Source organism: Falsiroseomonas stagni DSM 19981 (assembly GCF_900114315.1).
GTDB classification, from domain to species: domain Bacteria; phylum Pseudomonadota; class Alphaproteobacteria; order Acetobacterales; family Acetobacteraceae; genus Falsiroseomonas; species Falsiroseomonas stagni.
Genome location: NZ_FOSQ01000002.1, coordinates 484,776 through 501,905 on the forward strand (window position 1 = coordinate 484,776; position 17,130 = coordinate 501,905).

Here is a 17,130-nt window from a genome sequence, read left to right on the forward strand (position 1 = left end):
CCCTGGACCGTCGTCAGTGGAAGATCAACCCGGGGCGCCGGGCGGGCGCGCCGGGGTCAGGCGCAGGGGGACCCAGCGCTGGCCCTGGGGGCCCTCGATGAGGAGCAGCGCGGTCGCCCGGTTCTGGCGACGCAGGCGCTCCAGACGCTCCTGCACCTCCTGCGGCGTGTTCACCCGCTCCTGCTGCACCTCGACGATCACGTCGCCCGGGCGCAGTTCACGCTCCGCCGCCGTGCTGCCGGGCGAGACCTCGGTGATCACCACGCCCCGGCTTTCCGCCCGCAGGCTGAAACGCTCCCGCGCCTCCGGCGTGATCGGGCCGACCCGCAGGCCCAGGCCCGAAAGCTCCAGCGTCTGCGGCCGCGCCGCCGGCGCCGGGGTCGCCGCCGCCTGCTGCGCCTCGGACGGCAACTCGGCCACCGTGATGGTCACGGTCCGCTCGGCGCCATCTCGCCACACCACCACCGGCACGGAATTGCCGACATTGGTGTCCGCCACGATGCGCGGCAGGTTGCGCATCTCCCGCACCTCCTGCCCGTTGAAGCGCAGGATCACGTCGCCAGCCTGGATGCCGCCGGCCGCGGCCGGGCCGCCTTCCTGGGCACGGGCCACCAGCGCGCCCCGCGCGCCGCCGCGGATGCCGAGGCTTTCCGCGATCTCATCCGTCACCTGCTGGATGTTCACGCCCAGCCAGCCGCGCCGCACCCGCCCCTGTTCCCGCAGCTGGTTCGCGATGTTCCGCGCCAGGTTGGACGGGATGGAGAAGCCGATGCCGATCGACCCGCCCGACGGCGAATAGATCGCCGTGTTGATGCCGATCACCTCCCCCGCCAGGTTGAACAGCGGGCCACCCGAATTGCCGCGGTTGATGGCGGCATCCGTCTGGATGAAGTCGTCATAGAGGCCCTGGCGGATGTCACGCCCGCGGGCGGAGACGATGCCCGCCGTCACGGACCCGCCAAGCCCGAAGGGATTGCCGATCGCCAGCACCCAGTCGCCGACCAGCGCCGTGTCGCTGTCCCCGAAGGCAACGGAGGGCAGCGGCCGTTCCGGGCGCACGCGCAGCACCGCCACGTCCGTACGCGGGTCCGTGCCGACCAGCTCGGCCCGCAGCGTGGTGTTGTCCTGGAGGACCACGTTGATCTCGTCGGCGCCGTCGATGACGTGGTTGTTCGTCACCACGATGCCGGACGGGTCGATGATGAAGCCCGAACCCAGGGACTGCGCGCGGCGCTGCGGCTGCTGCTGCTGCGGCTGGTTGGGCCGCCCCTGCTGGCCGGGCGGGCGGTTCCGTTCCAGGAAGTCCCGGAAGAATTCCTCGAAGGGGCTGCCGGGGGGCGCCTGCGGGGTGTCCGGCGCATCGGGCCGCTGGGCCCGGCCGGGCGAACCCGCGGCCTGGGTGGTCTGGATGTTCACCACCGCCGGCAGCAGCCGCTGCGCCAGCGGCGCGAAGGACGAAGGCGCCCCGGGCGGCGGGATCTGGGCATGGGCCGGCGCGGGTGACAGCGCCGCGAAGGGTGCGGCGATGGCCGCGGCCATCAGGAAGGGGGCAAAGCGCACGGGCGGCACCTTTTCTCAGATCGGACCGACAGGGTGGGCGCGGACGCCCGATACGGCAAATTGGGCGCGGGCGCCCCACACCGCAACATTGGCATGCCATGCCGCGATCGGAAGGCCGCCGATCAACACGAAGTGTCACCGGTCGGGCGGGGCGGCCGGAAAGGCCGCCCCGCCCTGTCGTCACGTCACCGCGGCGTCGTCGGGTTCAGCGGCGCGCCGACCGACGGCATGCTCTCCCGGAAGAAGCGGAAGAACTCGCTGTCGGGCGACAGCAGCAGCCGCGTCTCGCCCTCGCTGAACGCCTCCCGATAGGCCTGCATGGTCCGCCAGAACTGGAAGAACTGGGGGTCACGCTGGAAGGCATCGGCGAAGATGCGGATCGCCTCCTGCTCGCCCTGGCCGCGCAGGATGTCGGCGCTCGCCTGGCCCTCGGCCAGCAGCACCGTGCGTTCACGGTCGGCGCCGGCGCGCACGCGCACCGCCACTTCCGCACCCTCGGCGCGGGCCTCGCGGGCCACGCGCTCACGCTCGGACTGCATCCGGTTGAGGATGGCCTGCGTGTTCTCCTCCGGCAGGTCGGCGCGGCGGATGCGCACATCCGTCACCTCGATGCCGAAGCGGCGGGCCTCGTCATTCACCTGCCGGCGGATCTCACCCATGATCCGGGTGCGGTCCGTGGACAGGACGCTCAGCAGCGGCTCGTTGCCCAGCACGCGGCGCAGCGCGGAGGTGACGATGGAGTTCAGCCGCGCCCGGATGCCGGTCTCGGCCGCGCCCGCCGTCTGGAAGAACAGCAGCGGATCGACGATGCGGTAGCGCGTGAAGCTGTCCACGATCAGCCGGCGCTGGTCGCCCAGGATCAGTTCCTCGCCGGGCGCGTCGTAGTCCAGCAGGCGCCGGTCGAAGGTGATGACGGCGTCGAGGATCGGCACCTTCGCATGCAGGCCCGGTTCGCGGATCACGCGCACCGGCTCACCCAGCCGGGTGATCAGCACCTGCTGCGTCTGGTGCACCGTGAACAGCGTGGAGGAGGCCACGACAAGGCCGATGGCGGCGATGACCGCCAGGATGAGGGCGCGGTTCATCGGGGCACTCCGGCCGGACGGTTGTTGCCGAAGCCCTGGCCGGGCGCGGGCTGGGGCGGCTGCGGCGGCGGCGCCTGCTGGCGCATCACCTGCGGCACGGCACCCGCCACGCCACGGCCCTGGTCGCCAAGGTTCAGCAGCGGCACGACGCCCTGCAGCCGGTCATCCACCAGCACCTTCGGATTGCGGCGGAGGATCTCCTCCATCGTCTCCAGGTACATGCGGCGCACCGTCACGTCCTGCGCGGCCTGATAGCCCGTGAGGACCGAGACGAAGCGCTGCGCCTCGCCTCGGGCGCGGGCGATCTGGCTCTCGCGGAAGCCCTCGGCCTCCTGCACCAGGCGCTCGGCCTCGCCGCGGGCGCGGGGGATGATGTCGTTGCGGTAGCTCTCGGCCTCGTTGCGGGCGCGTTCGCGGTCCGCATTGGCGCGCTGCACGTCGCGGAAGGCGTCTACCACCGTGGCCGGCGGGTCCACCTTCTGCAGCTGCACCTGCGTCACCTCGATCCCGGCGCGATACTGGTCGAGGATCGCCTGGGTGCCGCGGCGCACATCCTGCTCGATCTGCGCGCGCGCTTCGGTCAGCGCGGGCTGGATCGGCGTGCGGCCGATGACTTCGCGCATCACGCTCTCGGCCGCGGACTTCACCGTGGCTTCCGTGTTGCGGGTGTTGAACAGGAAGTCGGCGACATCGCGGATCTGCCAGAAGACGGCGAAATCGATGTCGATGATGTTCTCGTCGCCCGTCAGCATCATGCTTTCCTCAAGCACGTCGCGGGACGGGATGGGGCGCACCGCCTGGCCGGTATCGGCCGGCGCGCGGAAGCCGACATCGACACGGTTGATGCGCGTGACGCGCGGCTTGGACACCGCTTCCACCGGCCAGGGGATCGCGTAGCCCCAGCCCGGCGGGGTGGTGCGGTTGAAGGCGCCGAATCGCATGACAACGCCCTGCTCGTCCGGCTGCACGCGGTAGAAGCCGGAGGCGCCCCAGATGCCCACCAGCACGACGCCGATCAGCGCCAGCCCCATGCCCCCGCCGCCGCGCGGCAGGTAGCGGCGCACCGTGTCCTGCGCCTGGCGAATCACGTCATCCAGGTCAGGCCCGCCGCCGCCGCCGCGGCCACCGCCGCCACCGCCGCCGCCCTGGCCCCCGCCCGAAGGCGGCTGCGGCGCCCCCCATGGCCCGCCCGGCCTGGGATTTCCCCAGGGGCTGGGTCCGCCGCTGTTGTTCCACGCCATCGGGGTTTAGGCCTCCTCCAGTACGGGCAAGACATGTGCCACGTCCCTTCCCGGCAAGGGAGGGGTGCAGCGGTCGCGTCGTCGGTCCATATGGGGGCCATATGGGGGCCGCGCCGGTTCAGGTCGACCCGGTCTTGTTGACGCCGGGACAACCTGCACGGGCTTCCGCCACGCGGTAAACCGCATGACGGGGCCGACTTGGCCGGCGCGATATCGGATGGAACAGGGGGTTTTTCAAGCGATGGGCGAGATGCTGGAACAGGCGGTGCGCGCCGCGCTGCGATCGGTGCGCGACCCCGTGACCGGCCAGGACGTGGTCAGCGCCGGCATGGTGGATGGCCTGGCGGTCAAGTCGGGCATGGTCCAGTTCGCGATCCAGGTGCCGCGGGAACGGGCGCGGGAGAGTGAGCCGCTCCGCGCCGCCGCCGAACGCGCCGCCGCCGCCGTACCCGGCGTGCTGTCCGCCACCGTGGTGCTGACTGCACATCGGGCGCAGCCCGTGGCTGGATCCGTGGCGGAGCCCGCGAAGCCCGCCGCCCAGCCTTCCGCGCCCCCGCACGCCCATGGCCCCGCCCCTGGCGGCAAGACGCCTGCCGGCCAGGGGCCGATGCTGCTGCCCGATGTCGGCGCCATCGTCGCCGTCGCCTCCGGCAAGGGCGGCGTCGGCAAATCCACCACGGCCGTGAACCTCGCCGTGGCGCTGGCCATGCAGGGCCAGCGCGTCGGCCTGCTGGATGCCGACATCTACGGCCCGTCGCTCCCCCAGATGCTCGGCACCCATGAACGCCCGCGGGCGGAGGGCAGCCGCATCATCCCGCTCAGCCGCTGGGGCCTGAAGGCCATGTCCATCGGCTTCCTGGTGGAGCAGGAGACGCCGATGATCTGGCGCGGCCCCATGGTCATGGGCGCGCTGGAACAGCTGATGGGCCAGGTGGAGTGGGGTGCCCTCGACATCATGATCGTCGACATGCCGCCCGGCACCGGCGATGCGCAGTTGACGATGAGCCAGCGCGTGCCGCTGGCCGGCGCCGTCATCGTCTCCACGCCCCAGGACGTGGCGCTGATCGACGCCCGCCGCGGCGTCCGGATGTTCGAGAAGGTGAACGTCCCCGTCCTCGGCCTGGTCGAGAATATGAGCTTCTTCTGCTGCCCGAACTGCAACCACCGGACCGACATCTTCGGCCATGGCGGGGCGAAGGCGGAGGCCGCGCGACTCGGCGTGGAGTTCCTCGGCGAATTGCCGCTGAAGCTCGCCATCCGCGAACTCGCCGATGCCGGCACCCCCATCGTCGCGGCAAAGCCCGACTCGGAGGAGGCGGCCGCCTACCAGCGCATCGCGACCCGGCTGCGGGAGAAGCTGGCCGAGCGGGCGGGCGCCGGCCCCAAGATCGTCATCGACTGAATCGTCATCGACTGGCGAGCAGCGCGTCCGTCTCCGCCCCGGTCGGCATGGCACTCGCCGCGCCGGGGCGGGTGCAGGCGATGGCGGCGGCGGCGCAGGCGCGCCGCATCGCCGCATCCAACGGCAGGCTGCGATCGAGTGCCGCGGCCAGCACCCCGCACCAGCAATCCCCCGCCCCCGTCGTATCCACGGGCTTCACCGGGAAGGCGGGGTAGCGGAACAGGCCCGCGGCGGTCGCAGCGGTGACGCCCGACGCCCCCATGGTCAGCGCCACATCGGTGCCGAGCGCCGCGCGGATCGCCGCCGCATCCGGCGCGGTCCCCAGCCGGCGGGCGACCATCATCGCCTCATGCTCATTCACCACCAGCAGGTCGAGCGCCGCCAGGATGTCCCGCGGCAGGTCGGCCGCCGCCGGCGCCAGGTTCAGGATCACCCTGGCGCCGCGCGACCGCGCCCGCATCACCGCCACGGCCACTTCCGCCGGGGGCACTTCCATCTGCAGCAGCAGGACGGCGCCGGGGCGCAGCATCGTGTCGTCGATCTGCTGGGCGCTGGCCAGCAGGTTGGCGCCGCTGCCCACCGCGATCTGGTTGCCGCCATCGGGGCCGACGCAGACCGCCGCGCAGGCCGTCGGCGCCTTCACGGTCGCGAGGCGGGACAGGTCCACCCCCGCGCCCCGCAGCCCTGACAGCGCGATATCGGCCATCGCATCCGCGCCCACCGCGCCCACGAAGACCGTCCGCGCCCCGTCCCGCGCCGCGGCCACCGCCTGGTTCGCGCCCTTGCCCCCCGGCAATGCCCGGTAGCCCGGCCCCAGCACCGTATGCCCGGGTCGCGGCAGTTCCGGCAGCGAGAAGACGAGGTCCGCCGTGACGGAGCCGAAGACGATGACGGTCATGCCGCGAACATGCCCCCGGCGCGTGCCCGTTCGTAGAGCAGGCCGATCAGCGCCTCGAAGGCCGGTGCGACCTCCCGCGCCGGGTTCATCCGGCCCCGTGTCTGCTCCTCCCGGATGCCGGCATGGCGCCAATGCCCGGTGCCGATCACGCCCTGCATCATCCCCTGGGCGCGGTCGCAGGCCATGGCGAAGCGGGCTTCCTTGGTCGTTCCCTCCTCGAACTCCTCCCACAGCGCGCGCAGGCGCTGGCCGAGGTCGGGCGGCAGCACGCCGAAGACCACATCCGCCGCCGCGCGCTCCCGCGCCGCCTGGGTCAGCAGATGCGCCTCGTCATAGGCGAAGGTGTCGCCGGCCTCGATCTCCACCAGGTCATGCGCCGCGATCATCGCCAGCACATGGCCGAGATCCGGCTTGTCCTCCACCTCCCCATGCAGCAGCACGGCGACGAGGGCGACGTTCCAGCAATGCTCCGCGCTGTTCTCGTTGCGGTCGGTGCCGTCCGGCCCGCGCGTGCGGCCGCGCCGCTCGACATGCTTCAGCCGGTCGGCCAGCGCCATGAAGTCCAGCAGCGCCGCGGTGCGGTCGGGGGTCATCGATCGGTCCTCATCACCGCGGAGATCACCGGGGCGCCGTCCAGCGGCCGAGCAGGAATCCGAACAGGATCGCCCCGCCCAGCAGCGCCGCGACTTCCCCGAACAGCGCATGCGCCACCGGCAGGCCGATGGTCACCAGCGCCACCAGCAGCGCCACCTTCCACCAGCGATGCAGCCAGGCGAGGCGGGTTCCGCGTCCCGCCGCCTTGCCCCGCGGCTTGCCGCCACGCTTCGCGGCGGCGCTATTCGCCACGCCCGAGAGTCTCCATCAACTCCCGCCATTCACGCTTGGACAGGCCCGACCCCGCCTGCTCCACCGCCTCCCCCGCCAGCATCCGGCGAAGGATAGCCAGCATCTGGGCGGAAAGCGTGACGGCGCCCAGGCGATAATCCCGGAAGGCGCCGGCGGCGATCGGCACCCAGGCCTCGGCCATCGTCATCATCGCCTCCGCATAGACGCGGATCTCGTACTGCGCATGGGCGTCGGCGCGCAGCGACAGGAAGTGGAAGAGGTTATGGAGGTCCGTCTTCCAGTACCATTGCGTATAGGCGTTCAGCGTCAGGTTCATGCGCGCGAGTTCCCGCGCCAGGCCCTGTCGCCCGGGATCGGCGGGCTGCCCGCCCTCATCCTCGTTCAGCATCTCGATGTAATGGTCGTAGTTGCGGGTCGCGTCCTCCCGCAGCAGGTCCAGCACCCGCGCGGCTTCCTCGCCCTGCAGCACGTCGCCGCGGCCCTGGCGGTTCATCGCGGATTGCGCGGCCAGGTGCTCCGGCGCCGGGATGTAGAATTCCCGGTCCAGGATCGAATAGCGGGCGCTGTATTCGTTCACATTCGCGGTGCGGTGGCGGATCCACTGCCGCGCCACGAAGATCGGCAGCTTCACATGGAACTTGATCTCGCACATCTCGAAGGGGGTCGAGTGCCGGTGCCGCATGAGGTAGCGGATCAGCCCCTTGTCCTCATTCGCCGCCCTGGTGCCGCGGCCGTAGGACACGCGCGCCGCCTGCACGATGGCGGCATCGTCGCCCATATAGTCGATGACGCGCACGAAGCCGTGGTCCAGCACCGGCACGGCGTGGAACAGCATGGCCTCCAGCGCCGGCACCGTGGGCCGCAGGGTCCGGCCCTCCGCGGCGCGCGCGGCGTCGATTTCCTGCTGCTGTTCCGCGGTCAGCGCCATGCCCATTCCCCATCCACCGGGCCGTCGTCACGGCCCGGTGCGGCGATACCGGGGCCAGGCCCCCGCGTCCAGCCTAACCGACCAGCCCCGGATGAGCCTGCAGGAACCGCAGCAGCCCCGCCCGGAATTCGGGCGTGCCAGGCGCGCTGCCATGGCTCGCCCCCGGGATCGTCACCAGCTCCAGCCGCGGCATGGCCGCCTTCAGCCGCTCGAAATCCCGCAGATAGGGGTCCGCCGTGCCGACGAGGCCGAGCGTCGGCATCGGCACCCGCGCCAGCGTCTCCACCGGCACCACCTGGTCGGGGTTGGAACGGCGCACCGCGGCCAGCGCACGGGCATCCTGCCCGGCCAGGCGACGCTCCGAATCGGCACGGATCTCGGCCTCGCTCGGCGGCGGCCGGTCCCGCGGCCACAGCCGGAGGAACTGCGACCGCAGCAGCCCCTGGTCCATCTCGGCGCTTTCCTCGTCGACGCGCTTCTGGTCCTCCGCCGTCCAGCCGAGCCGCCCGGCGGCGCCCCCCAGCGTCAGCGTCGCGAAGCGGCCGGGGTCCAGCACCGCGAGCTGCGCCACGATATGCGCGCCCATGGAGTAGCCCACGATATGCGCGCGCCGCAGGCCCAGATGGTCCATCAGCCGCGTCACGTCGCGGCCCATCTCCGGCCCATAGGCCGCGCGGTCATGCGGCTTGCCGCTCCGCCCATGGCCGCGGGCATCGAGGGCGATGGTCCGGAAATGCGGCGACAGCGCGCCGAAGACCCCGGTGCGGACGAACTGCCCTTCCAGGTTGGTGGTGTAGCCGTGCAGGAGGATGACGGGCTCCCCCTGCCCTTCCTCGATGAAGCGGATGGGCACGCCGGCGCTGTCGAAGCGGCGATCCTCCGCAGCCCGGGCGCTTCTGGCGACGAACGGCATGGCAAGCGTCGCCGCGACGACGGCTCGACGATACATGGCGCGTTTCCCTTTCCCTGGGGGTAGCCCCCGGGGAAAGCGCATCACCGCCGCGCGTCCCGGTCAAGCAGGCTGGAACTCGCCGTACCGATGACCTATATGTCCGGCGTCGGCTTGCCGACTATGGCGATAAACACGGTTCGGAATAAGCGTTGCGGACCCGGGGGCAGTGCCCGGCGCCTCCACCATCATCCCATGCGGCCCCTGGGCCGGGCGGGACGTTCGGGGGCGAAACAGCTTCGACGCGCGTAGTAAAGGGATCGCTTTTGCCCGGCATTGTACCGCCGTTATCGGGCTAATCCTACAAGTGCGAACGATAACAGCCGTGAGGCTGTCGCACTCGCTGCCTAACAGGTAAGCGCGGTTCGGGGGGCACCGGGCAACAGAAGCCCCCCACTTTCCTCGATCATCGCCGGCGCCTCTTTCCCGACCAGCGGCGTCATCTTATGGTTGTATGCGAAGGGGTGCACCCATGAGCGACGACGCCCGCCCGTCCCAGGGCCAGATACCGTATGAACGTTGGACGGATGACGCGCTGCGCGAAGTCGTCGCGCGGTCGCTCGACCTTGCCGGCGCCCAGGGCCTGCCCGGCGAGCATCATTTCTACCTGACCTTCCGCACGGACCATCCCGGCACCCGCGTGCCTGGCCACCTCAAGGCCAAGTACCCCCAGGAAATGACGGTGGTGCTGCAGCATCAGTTCGAGGCGCTGGTGGTGGACCGCGCCGCGGGCTTCTTCTCCGTCCGCCTCTATTTCGGCGGCGTGCCGTCCACGCTGGTGGTGCCCTTCGCCGCCCTCACCGGCTTCGCCGACCCCTCCGTCCGCTACGGCCTGCGCTTCCAGCCGCAGATGGACGCCCTGCCGGCCGCCGCGGCCGAGGACCCCCCCGCGCCCGCCCCCACCCCCGCCCCCGCGGCGGCCGAGGCCCCCGCGCAGGTCGTCAGCCTCGACGCGTTCCGTCGCCGCCCGGCGCGGGATTGAGTCGCCGCCCGGCGCGGGATTGAGTCGCCGGCCGGCGCGGGACTGAGTCACCGCCCGGCGCGGGGCTGAACCGCCCGGGCCAGCCGTTGGCGGCAGCCCCGCCCTGCGCTACGACCCGCGGACAACGTCACGCGCCCACCCCTGGGGCGCCGCCCACGGAGACCGCCCGTGACCGCACCGCTCGACATCGACAGCCCCGTCATCGCGCCGACACGGCCGGAGGGCTTCCGCTACTCCCCCATGCTGCCGCTGGGCGAAGACACGACGCCCTACCGCAAGCTCGACATCGCCGGCGTCTCCACCGCGACCTGCGATGGCCGGACGGTGCTGAAGGTGAAGCCGGAGGCGCTGGAACAGCTCGCCTTCCAGGCGTGCAAGGACGTCTCCCACCTGCTGCGCCCCGGCCACCTGGCGCAGCTGGCGAAAATCCTCCAGGACCCGGAAGCCAGCCCGAACGACCGCTTCGTGGCGCTCGACCTGCTGAAGAACGCCAACATCGCCGCCGGCGGCGTGCTGCCCATGTGCCAGGACACCGGCACCGCCATCGTCTTCGGCAAGAAGGGCCAGCGCGTCTGGATCGAGGGCGATGAGGAGGAGGCGCTGAGCTACGGCGTCCACCGCACCTATACCGAGACCAACCTCCGCTATTCCCAGATGGCCCCCCTGACCATGTGGGATGAGGTCAATACCGGCAACAATCTGCCGGTCGAGTTCTCCATCATGGCGCAGCCCGGCGACCACCACGCCGATGAGCTGCACCTGATGTTCATCCTCAAGGGCGGCGGATCGGCCAACAAGACCTTCCTGTTCCAGCAGACCCGCGCCGTGCTGTCGCGGGAGAAGCTGCTGAAGTTCCTGGAAGACAAGATCAAGACGCTCGGCACCAGCGCCTGCCCGCCCTATCACCTGTCGATCGTCATCGGCGGCACCAGCGCCGAGATGAACCTCAAGACCGTCAAGCTCGCCTCCACCAAGTGGCTGGACGCGCTGCCGACCGAGGGTTCCAAGGCCGGCCACGCCTTCCGCGACACGGCGTTCGAGGCCGAGGTCCACAAGCTGACCCAGAACCTCGGCATCGGCGCGCAGTTCGGCGGCAAGTATTTCTGCCACGACGTCCGCGTGGTGCGCCTGCCCCGCCATGGCGCGTCGCTGCCCATCGGCATCGGCGTCTCCTGCTCCGCCGACCGCCAGATCAAGGCGAAGATCACGCCGGAGGGTGTGTTCCTCGAACAACTGGAACATGAGCCCGCGAAGTACCTGCCGGAGGCGACGGACAGCATCCTCGGCGGCGATGTGGTCCGCATCGACCTGAACCAGCCGATGAGCGCGATCCGCGCCGAATTGTCGAAGCACCCGGTGAAGACCCGCGTGTCGCTGACCGGCACGGTGGTGGTCGCCCGCGACATCGCGCATGCGAAGCTGCAGGAACGCCTCGACCGGGGCGAGGGCCTGCCCGACTACCTGAAGAACCACCCCGTCTATTACGCCGGCCCCGCCAAGACCCCGACCGGCATGGCCACCGGCAGCTTCGGCCCCACCACCGCCGGGCGCATGGACAGCTATGTCGAGGCCTTCCAGAAGGCCGGCGGTTCGCTGGTGATGCTGGCCAAGGGCAACCGCTCCAAGGCCGTGCTCAACGCCTGCAAGAGCTATGGCGGCTTCTACCTGGGCTCCGTTGGTGGGCCTGCGGCGCGGCTGGCGCAGGACTGCATCCGCAAGGTCGAGGTTCTGGAATACCCGGAGCTCGGCATGGAAGCGGTCTGGCGGATCGAGGTCGAGGACTTTCCTGCGTTCATCGTCGTCGATGACAAGGGCAATGATTTCTACGAAGGGCTGGAATAGGCCATGCTGGAGCTGCGCCCGAACTGCGAATGCTGCGGCACGGATTTGCCGCCGGAGTCCGACCGGGCGCTGATCTGCTCCTTCGAATGCACCTGGTGCCGGGACTGCGCGGCCACGCGCCTGCCCGGCGGGCTGTGCCCGAATTGCGGGGGCAACCTGGTCCCCCGCCCGATCCGCCCGGCGGGGAAGCTGGAGCGTTTTCCGGCGAGTACGGTGCGCAAGCGCAGCACGCTGCCGGCCTGCACGGGGGGCTGATCAGCCCGCCTTGCGCTCCCGCTGCGTGCCGACCCATTCGCGAAGCGCGGCGTTGATGCGGGTCTGATACCCCTTCCCGGCCGCCTCGAAGAAATCCAGGAGGTCGGCGTCCAGCCGGAGCGTGATCTGGCGCTTCACGGGCCGGTACATCCCGCCCCGCACCGCATCGCTCCAATCCAGCACTTCCGGAATGTCGGAGGTGTCGATGGTCTCATCCGGCATGGCCGCCAGTGCGCGGAGCCTTGCCTCAGCCTCGCGTGTCAGCGGCTCAGAACCGTCCAGCTTCATACGCACGTCGCTCTCGCGGTGTCGCTCGTCGAGCCGAGATGATCCTGATTTCTTCATGGCCGTCGTCCTCGCTCACCCAATCCACATGCACGACGAGCAGGACCATGGGGAAGGCGCCGCTCGGGATCCCGATGGTCTGCCACCGCTCCTCATGCGGGTGCTGGTCAAGGCGCGTGGCACGACGCGGGTCGTTGAAGACCAGCGCCGCGTCCTCGAACGCGACGCCATGCTTCCGCAGGTTCTCCGCAGCTTTCCAAGGGCTCCAGCGGAAGCTGACCGTCTCGTCCCTACCGCATTGTAGTTACAGCGCGTCCCGATCTCAACCCCCTCACCGCGGCCTGATCTCCACCGCCAGCACCTCCTCGTCCGCCCGCGCCCTGGTCACCAGGTTCGCACTCCCCGCATGGGCGGAGTGGACCAGTCCGACGCCGATGATCAGCGCCTCATCCACCGTCCGCTGCACCAGCGCCCGCAGAAGGCGGTTGCGTTCCGCATCGTCCAGCGTGGCCCGCGCCCGCGCGATCTCCGCATCCACCGAAGCCACGCCGTAGCCCGTGAAGTTCAGCGTCCCCAGCCCCGGCACCGTGCCGCTGGTGTGGATCTGGGAACTCAGCAGGTAGGACGTCTCCCCGGTCAGGGATCCGAAGACGGTGACGAAGACGCCGTATTCCCGCCGGTTGCGCCGGGTCAGGAAGGTCGCCTGCGGCACCACCTCCACGGTCGTGCGGATGCCGATGCGCGTCCAGGCGGAAGCGATCGCCTGGCAGATGCGCGGTGTCCGGTTGGGGGAGCAGAACAGGTTCAGCCCGAAGCCCTGCCCCCAGCCCGCCTCCGCCAACAGGGCGCGGGCGGCGTTGATGTCGGCCGCCGGCAGGGCGCGGTCCGGGATGGCGCCGAAGACGAAGGGCGGCACGGGCTGGTCGGTCGGCTCCGCATAGCCTTCCATGATCTGGCGCGCGATCCCCTCCCGGTTCAGGGCGAGCGACATGGCGCGGCGGACGCGCACATCCCGCATCGGGTTCTGGCCGTTGGCGTCCACGCCGGGCGGGCTGGCGCGTTCCACATCGGGGTAGATGTTGACCGCATAGATGGAGGGCGCGGTGAACAGCGCCAGGCGCCGGTCCGCGCCGATCCGCCCCGCATCCTGCAGGGGTACGTTGTTGATGAAATCCACATCGCCCGCCAGCAGCGCCGCCACGCGCGCCGGGTCGTTCGGGATGGGCGTCAGCACGGCGGATTCCCACGGCACCCGCCCGCCCCACCATTCCTCGTTGCGGCGCAGGACCAGCGGCGCGTTGGTGGACCAGGATCCCAGCTTGAAGGGCCCGGTCCCGATCGCCGCCTGGCCGCTGTTGAATTCCGGGTTGCCGAGGCCCGCCACCGATCTCGGCACGATGAAGATCTGCGTCAGATTGGTGGGCAGGATCGGCAAGGGCCCGGATGTGCGGATGCGGAAGGTCAGCGCATCCACCACCTCCACCCCCGTCACCCCCGACAGGTAGATGGAATAGGGGTTCGGGTTGCCCGGCACGTTCGGCACGCGCTGGAAGCTGGCGGCGATATCCTCCGACGTCAGCGGGCTGCCGTCATGGAAGCGCACCCCGGCGCGCAGCCGGAACTCCCAGGTCGTGTCATCCACCACCCGCCAGGACTCCGCGAGCCCCGGCCGCAGCGCCATCTGGTCATCGCGCATGACCAGCGTCTCATAGATGTTCCGCAGCGCCCCGGTATTGGCCAGGTTCAGCAGCCAATGCGGGTCCAGCGTGCTGGGCGGCGCCTGCATGCCGATGCGCAGCGTCTGCGCCGAGGCCGGCGGCAGCGCCGGCACCGCCAGCACGAGGGAAAGCCCGAAGGCCAGCCGTTTCACGAATCCCATGCAGCCCGATCCCTTCCGCGCCGGCGCCCCCGGCATTGCCGCCGTGGAGAGTGCCACCCACGGCGCGGCCTCGGCCAGGGGCGACGGGCGATGAAATCCATGGCGCAGGCGGTCGTGTTTCTGCTACGTTCTCGCCGTCACCGACCCTGCGCGCCGCCTCCCTGCCCCGATCCCCAGGAAAACACCCCCCGAAAATCGCGACTAAATGCGCATAAACGGCATAAACGGCTTAATGTCCTAAAGGCTTTTAGTGGCAATCCTGCCACAGGCCAGCACCACCTTCGGTTGTTCCGCGATGCGCCGGGGTGCGCCCTGGCCCTTCCGGCGGGCTTCCCGCTGGGATATGGCTTCCGCGACCAGCACCTCCCCCGGGAACCCACCGCCCCATGGCCCGCCTCCGCTTCTCCTCCGGGAGCCGATTCGAGGAAGAGATCGGATATTCCCGCGCCGTCATCGATGGCGACTGGATCTTCGTCTCCGGCACCACCGGCTTCGACTACGCGACCATGACGATCGAGCCCGGCGTGATCGAGCAGTGCGACCAGGCGTTCCGCAACATCGAGGCCGCGCTGAAACAGGCCAATGGCCGGATCGAAGACATCGTGCGCGCCAATTTCATCCTGCCGGACCGCGCGGATTGGCCGCCCTGCTGGCCGGTGGTGAAGAAGTGGCTGGGCCGCGTGCGCCCGGCCTCCACGATGATCGTGGCGGGGCTGCAGGCCCCGGAAATGCGGATCGAGATCGAGGTGACGGCCCGTCTGCGCCGTCGCGAAGGGGACAAGTAGCATGCGCTTCGCGGTCGACCGCCTGGACCACCTGGTCATCACCTGCCGGGACGTGGAGACCAGCGCCGGCTGGTACCAGCGCGTGCTGGGGATGGAGCGTGAGGAATTCGGCGAACAGCGCCGCACCGCGCTGCGCTTCGGCGGGCAGAAGCTGAACCTCCGCCCGAAGGAGGCGACGCAGCAGGCCTGGTTCTCCTCCGTCGTGGCGGAACCCGGCACGCAGGACATCTGCTTCATCGTGACGGTGGACGCCGACGACATCGTCAGCCACCTCCGCGGCTGCGGCGTGCAGGTCGAATTGGGCCCGGTGCCGAAGCAGGGCGCGCTGGGGCCGATGACGTCGGTCTATTGCCGCGACCCCGATGGCAACCTGATCGAGATCGCGACCTACGGGGACCGATTCCCGGAATAGCCAAGCGTGATGGGCGGCCGCGCCCGCGGCTGCCTATGTTGCGGGGCGGAGGGTCCCAGCATGACCGATACACCCGCTACACGCACGGAAACGGACAGCCTCGGCACCATCGACATCCCCGCCGACCGGCTGTGGGGCCCGCAGACCGAACGCGCGCGCCGCCTGTTCCGCATCGGGACGGAGCGTTTCCCCGCTGTCCTGATCCGCGCCGTGGGCCTGCAGAAACAGGCCGCCGCAGAGGCCAATGCGCGGCTCGGCGAACTGCCCGCCGACATCGCCGCCGCCATTGCGCAAGCGGCGGCGGAGGTCGCGGAGGGCCGCCACGATGCCGAATTCCCGCTGCCGGTCTGGCAGACGGGCTCCGGCACCCAGACGAACATGAACGCCAACGAGGTCATCGCGAACCTCGCCAACCAGGCGCTCGGCCAGCCGCTTGGCAGCCGACGGCCGGTGCATCCGAACGATCATGTGAACCGCGGCCAATCCTCCAACGACAGCTTCCCCACGGTGATGCATGTGGCGGCGGCGGAAGCGGTGGCGCGGCGGCTGATCCCGGCGCTCGGCGTGCTGCTCGCCAGCCTGTCGCGCCGCGCGCGGGACTGGCAGGCGATCGTGAAGATCGGCCGCACCCATATGATGGATGCGGTGCCCGTGACCCTCGGCCAGGAAGCGGCCGCCTGGGCGCGCCAGGTGGAACTCGGCATCGCGCGGCTGGGCGATGCGCTGCCACGCCTGATGGAACTCGCCCAGGGCGGCACCGCGGCCGGCACCGGGCTCAACCGCCACCCCGACTTTCCGAGGGTCTTCGCGGAGATCATCGCCGCGCGCACCGGCCTGCCCTTCCGCCCCAGCCCCAACCCGTTCGAGGGCATGGGCGCGCATGACGCGCTGGTCGAACTCTCCGGCGCGATGAACACCATCGCCGTCTCGCTCACCAAGATCGGCAACGATGTCCGCCTGCTCGGCAGCGGGCCGCGCGCCGGCTTCTCGGAACTCGTCATCCCCGCCGACGGGCTGTCCAGCAGCATCATGCCGGGCAAGACCAACCCGACGCAGTCGGAGGCGCTGACGATGGTGGCCGCCCAGGTCATGGGCAACCACGTCGCCGTCACCATCGGCGCGGCGCAGGGTCACCTGGAACTCAACGTCTTCAAGCCCGTCATCATCCACAATGTCCTGCAATCCGCGGCGCTGCTGGCGGATGCGGCGGAAAGCTTCGCCGCCAACATGATGGACAAGCTCGAACCCAACCACGCCCGCATCGCCGACAACCTCGCGAAGTCCCTGATGCTCGTGACGGCGCTGAACCCCCGCATCGGCTACGACAAGGCCGTCGCCATCGCGAAGCTGGCGCTGGCGGAGGACATCACCCTGAAGGCCGCCGCCGCGCGGCTCGGCCATGTCAGCGAAGCGGATTTCGACCGCTGGGTGGTACCGGCCGACATGCTGCGCCCCGGCACCACGCTGGATGGCGGCGGATGAGCGAAAGGGCCGCGCGCCACCTCCGCAAGCGGTCCTTCCGCCTGGCCGGCCACCGCACCTCCGTCGCGCTGGAACCGGCCTTCTGGGCCGCGCTCGAAGCGATGGCGGCAGGCCGGGGCACCAGCCTCGCGGGCCTGGTGGCGGCGGTGGATGCGGCCCGCACCGACATCGCCATCCCCCTGTCGAGCGCGCTGCGGGTGGAGGCCCTGCACGCAGCCCGTGACGGCGCCGAACGGGATCTTCCCCCCCCTCCCCCACACCCGTGACCGGATCGAGGACCTGATCTCGATGACCTGAGG

18 protein-coding genes, 1 other RNA gene and 1 pseudogene are annotated in these 17,130 nt (G+C 70.5%); 9 read left to right on the forward strand and 11 right to left on the reverse strand.

The window, feature by feature from the left end:
- Positions 1-24: 24 nt before the first annotated feature.
- From BM041_RS09110 to hflK, 3 genes are all read right to left on the reverse strand, one after another.
- Positions 25-1,560 (reverse strand): DegQ family serine endoprotease, encoded by a 1,536-nt coding sequence (locus BM041_RS09110; RefSeq protein WP_092959017.1) that lies wholly within the window; start codon positions 1,558-1,560, stop codon positions 25-27.
- A gap of 185 nt (positions 1,561-1,745) precedes the next feature.
- Positions 1,746-2,645: a protease modulator HflC gene (gene hflC, locus BM041_RS09115; RefSeq protein ID WP_092958569.1), complete on the reverse strand. Its 900-nt coding sequence runs from the start codon at positions 2,643-2,645 to the stop codon at positions 1,746-1,748.
- Complete coding sequence (gene hflK, locus BM041_RS09120; protein ID WP_342713787.1) at positions 2,642-3,733, reverse strand: FtsH protease activity modulator HflK; 1,092 nt, start codon at positions 3,731-3,733, stop codon at positions 2,642-2,644. Before hflK ends, hflC begins: the two co-directional genes overlap by 4 nt.
- A gap of 394 nt (positions 3,734-4,127) precedes the next feature.
- Here hflK and BM041_RS09125 point away from each other — a divergent pair, with 394 nt between their 5' ends.
- A complete protein-coding gene (locus tag BM041_RS09125) occupies positions 4,128-5,288 on the forward strand; it encodes an Mrp/NBP35 family ATP-binding protein (protein WP_092958572.1) in 1,161 nt (386 codons plus the stop codon).
- Between the two features lie 4 nt (positions 5,289-5,292).
- Here BM041_RS09125 and BM041_RS09130 read toward each other — a convergent pair whose 3' ends face one another.
- From BM041_RS09130 to BM041_RS09150, 5 genes are all read right to left on the reverse strand, one after another.
- Positions 5,293-6,186 (reverse strand): ribokinase, encoded by an 894-nt coding sequence (locus tag BM041_RS09130; RefSeq protein WP_092958574.1) that lies wholly within the window; start codon positions 6,184-6,186, stop codon positions 5,293-5,295.
- Entirely contained in the window at positions 6,183-6,779 is a 597-nt protein-coding gene (locus BM041_RS09135; RefSeq protein WP_175533831.1) for an HD domain-containing protein, read from the reverse strand. The genes BM041_RS09130 and BM041_RS09135 overlap by 4 nt, the downstream gene beginning before the upstream one ends.
- 25 nt (positions 6,780-6,804) lie before the next feature.
- Entirely contained in the window at positions 6,805-7,032 is a 228-nt protein-coding gene (locus BM041_RS09140; RefSeq protein ID WP_092958578.1) for a hypothetical protein, read from the reverse strand.
- Positions 7,022-7,960 (reverse strand): FAD-dependent thymidylate synthase, encoded by a 939-nt coding sequence (gene thyX / locus BM041_RS09145; RefSeq protein WP_092959019.1) that lies wholly within the window; start codon positions 7,958-7,960, stop codon positions 7,022-7,024. The genes BM041_RS09140 and thyX overlap by 11 nt, the downstream gene beginning before the upstream one ends.
- Positions 7,961-8,033: 73 nt before the next feature.
- Positions 8,034-8,909 (reverse strand): alpha/beta fold hydrolase, encoded by an 876-nt coding sequence (locus tag BM041_RS09150; RefSeq protein WP_245761991.1) that lies wholly within the window; start codon positions 8,907-8,909, stop codon positions 8,034-8,036.
- Positions 8,910-8,978: 69 nt separating this feature from the next.
- Between BM041_RS09150 and ssrA the strand changes: the two genes are divergently transcribed.
- The 4 genes from ssrA (at position 8,979) to BM041_RS09170 (ending at position 11,988) form a co-directional block, all read left to right on the forward strand.
- Positions 8,979-9,307: a transfer-messenger RNA gene (gene ssrA, locus BM041_RS09155) on the forward strand.
- Between the two features lie 74 nt (positions 9,308-9,381).
- On the forward strand, positions 9,382-9,891 hold the full coding sequence (locus tag BM041_RS09160) for an SspB family protein (RefSeq protein WP_092958580.1): 510 nt from the start codon (positions 9,382-9,384) through the stop codon (positions 9,889-9,891).
- A gap of 240 nt (positions 9,892-10,131) precedes the next feature.
- Positions 10,132-11,733 carry a fumarate hydratase gene (locus tag BM041_RS09165; protein WP_092959023.1) on the forward strand — a complete coding sequence of 534 codons (1,602 nt, stop codon included), beginning with the start codon at positions 10,132-10,134 and terminating at the stop codon, positions 11,731-11,733.
- 3 nt (positions 11,734-11,736) lie between these two features.
- A complete protein-coding gene (locus tag BM041_RS09170; RefSeq protein WP_092958582.1) occupies positions 11,737-11,988 on the forward strand; it encodes a DUF1272 domain-containing protein in 252 nt (83 codons plus the stop codon).
- Here BM041_RS09170 and BM041_RS31170 read toward each other — a convergent pair whose 3' ends face one another.
- The 3 genes and pseudogenes from BM041_RS31170 to BM041_RS09185 all read right to left on the reverse strand — a co-directional run bounded on the left by BM041_RS31170 (position 11,989) and on the right by BM041_RS09185 (position 14,152).
- On the reverse strand, positions 11,989-12,276 hold the full coding sequence (locus tag BM041_RS31170) for a BrnA antitoxin family protein (protein ID WP_092958584.1): 288 nt from the start codon (positions 12,274-12,276) through the stop codon (positions 11,989-11,991). It abuts the gene before it with no gap.
- Positions 12,257-12,529, reverse strand: a pseudogene (locus BM041_RS09180) (BrnT family toxin); the annotation flags it as partial. The gene BM041_RS31170 and the pseudogene BM041_RS09180, both read right to left, overlap by 20 nt.
- Positions 12,530-12,604: 75 nt before the next feature.
- The gene (locus BM041_RS09185; RefSeq protein WP_139226007.1) at positions 12,605-14,152 is read right to left on the reverse strand and encodes an ABC transporter substrate-binding protein; all 1,548 of its coding nucleotides are present in this window, start codon (positions 14,150-14,152) and stop codon (positions 12,605-12,607) included.
- Between the two features lie 386 nt (positions 14,153-14,538).
- Here BM041_RS09185 and BM041_RS09190 point away from each other — a divergent pair, with 386 nt between their 5' ends.
- From BM041_RS09190 to BM041_RS09205, 4 genes are read left to right on the forward strand one after another with little or no spacing between them, the layout of a single operon-like run.
- Positions 14,539-14,937 carry a RidA family protein gene (locus BM041_RS09190; protein WP_092958590.1) on the forward strand — a complete coding sequence of 133 codons (399 nt, stop codon included), beginning with the start codon at positions 14,539-14,541 and terminating at the stop codon, positions 14,935-14,937.
- A 1-nt stretch (position 14,938) separates the two neighbouring features.
- Positions 14,939-15,349 (forward strand): VOC family protein, encoded by a 411-nt coding sequence (locus tag BM041_RS09195; protein ID WP_092958592.1) that lies wholly within the window; start codon positions 14,939-14,941, stop codon positions 15,347-15,349.
- Between the two features lie 60 nt (positions 15,350-15,409).
- Positions 15,410-16,831 (forward strand): class II fumarate hydratase, encoded by a 1,422-nt coding sequence (locus BM041_RS09200; RefSeq protein WP_092958594.1) that lies wholly within the window; start codon positions 15,410-15,412, stop codon positions 16,829-16,831.
- Positions 16,828-17,097: a ribbon-helix-helix domain-containing protein gene (locus BM041_RS09205; RefSeq protein WP_092958596.1), complete on the forward strand. Its 270-nt coding sequence runs from the start codon at positions 16,828-16,830 to the stop codon at positions 17,095-17,097. Before BM041_RS09200 ends, BM041_RS09205 begins: the two co-directional genes overlap by 4 nt.
- The last annotated feature ends 33 nt before the right edge of the window (positions 17,098-17,130 follow it).

What these genes read in the sequence shown, in the direction of transcription:
- hflC (WP_092958569.1), bottom strand. Translation starts at nt 2,645, where the DNA reads ATGAACCGCGCCCTCATCCTGGCGGTCATCGCCGCCATCGGCCTTGTC.
- BM041_RS09125 (WP_092958572.1), top strand. Translation starts at nt 4,128, where the DNA reads ATGGGCGAGATGCTGGAACAGGCGGTGCGCGCCGCGCTGCGATCGGTG.
- BM041_RS09130 (WP_092958574.1), bottom strand. Translation starts at nt 6,186, where the DNA reads ATGACCGTCATCGTCTTCGGCTCCGTCACGGCGGACCTCGTCTTCTCG.
- BM041_RS09135 (WP_175533831.1), bottom strand. Translation starts at nt 6,779, where the DNA reads ATGACCCCCGACCGCACCGCGGCGCTGCTGGACTTCATGGCGCTGGCC.
- thyX (WP_092959019.1), bottom strand. Translation starts at nt 7,960, where the DNA reads ATGGCGCTGACCGCGGAACAGCAGCAGGAAATCGACGCCGCGCGCGCC.
- BM041_RS09150 (WP_245761991.1), bottom strand. Translation starts at nt 8,909, where the DNA reads ATGTATCGTCGAGCCGTCGTCGCGGCGACGCTTGCCATGCCGTTCGTC.
- BM041_RS09160 (WP_092958580.1), top strand. Translation starts at nt 9,382, where the DNA reads ATGAGCGACGACGCCCGCCCGTCCCAGGGCCAGATACCGTATGAACGT.
- BM041_RS09165 (WP_092959023.1), top strand. Translation starts at nt 10,132, where the DNA reads ATGCTGCCGCTGGGCGAAGACACGACGCCCTACCGCAAGCTCGACATC.
- BM041_RS09170 (WP_092958582.1), top strand. Translation starts at nt 11,737, where the DNA reads ATGCTGGAGCTGCGCCCGAACTGCGAATGCTGCGGCACGGATTTGCCG.
- BM041_RS31170 (WP_092958584.1), bottom strand. Translation starts at nt 12,276, where the DNA reads ATGAAGCTGGACGGTTCTGAGCCGCTGACACGCGAGGCTGAGGCAAGG.
- BM041_RS09185 (WP_139226007.1), bottom strand. Translation starts at nt 14,152, where the DNA reads ATGGGATTCGTGAAACGGCTGGCCTTCGGGCTTTCCCTCGTGCTGGCG.
- BM041_RS09190 (WP_092958590.1), top strand. Translation starts at nt 14,539, where the DNA reads ATGGCCCGCCTCCGCTTCTCCTCCGGGAGCCGATTCGAGGAAGAGATC.
- BM041_RS09195 (WP_092958592.1), top strand. Translation starts at nt 14,939, where the DNA reads ATGCGCTTCGCGGTCGACCGCCTGGACCACCTGGTCATCACCTGCCGG.
- BM041_RS09200 (WP_092958594.1), top strand. Translation starts at nt 15,410, where the DNA reads ATGACCGATACACCCGCTACACGCACGGAAACGGACAGCCTCGGCACC.
- BM041_RS09205 (WP_092958596.1), top strand. Translation starts at nt 16,828, where the DNA reads ATGAGCGAAAGGGCCGCGCGCCACCTCCGCAAGCGGTCCTTCCGCCTG.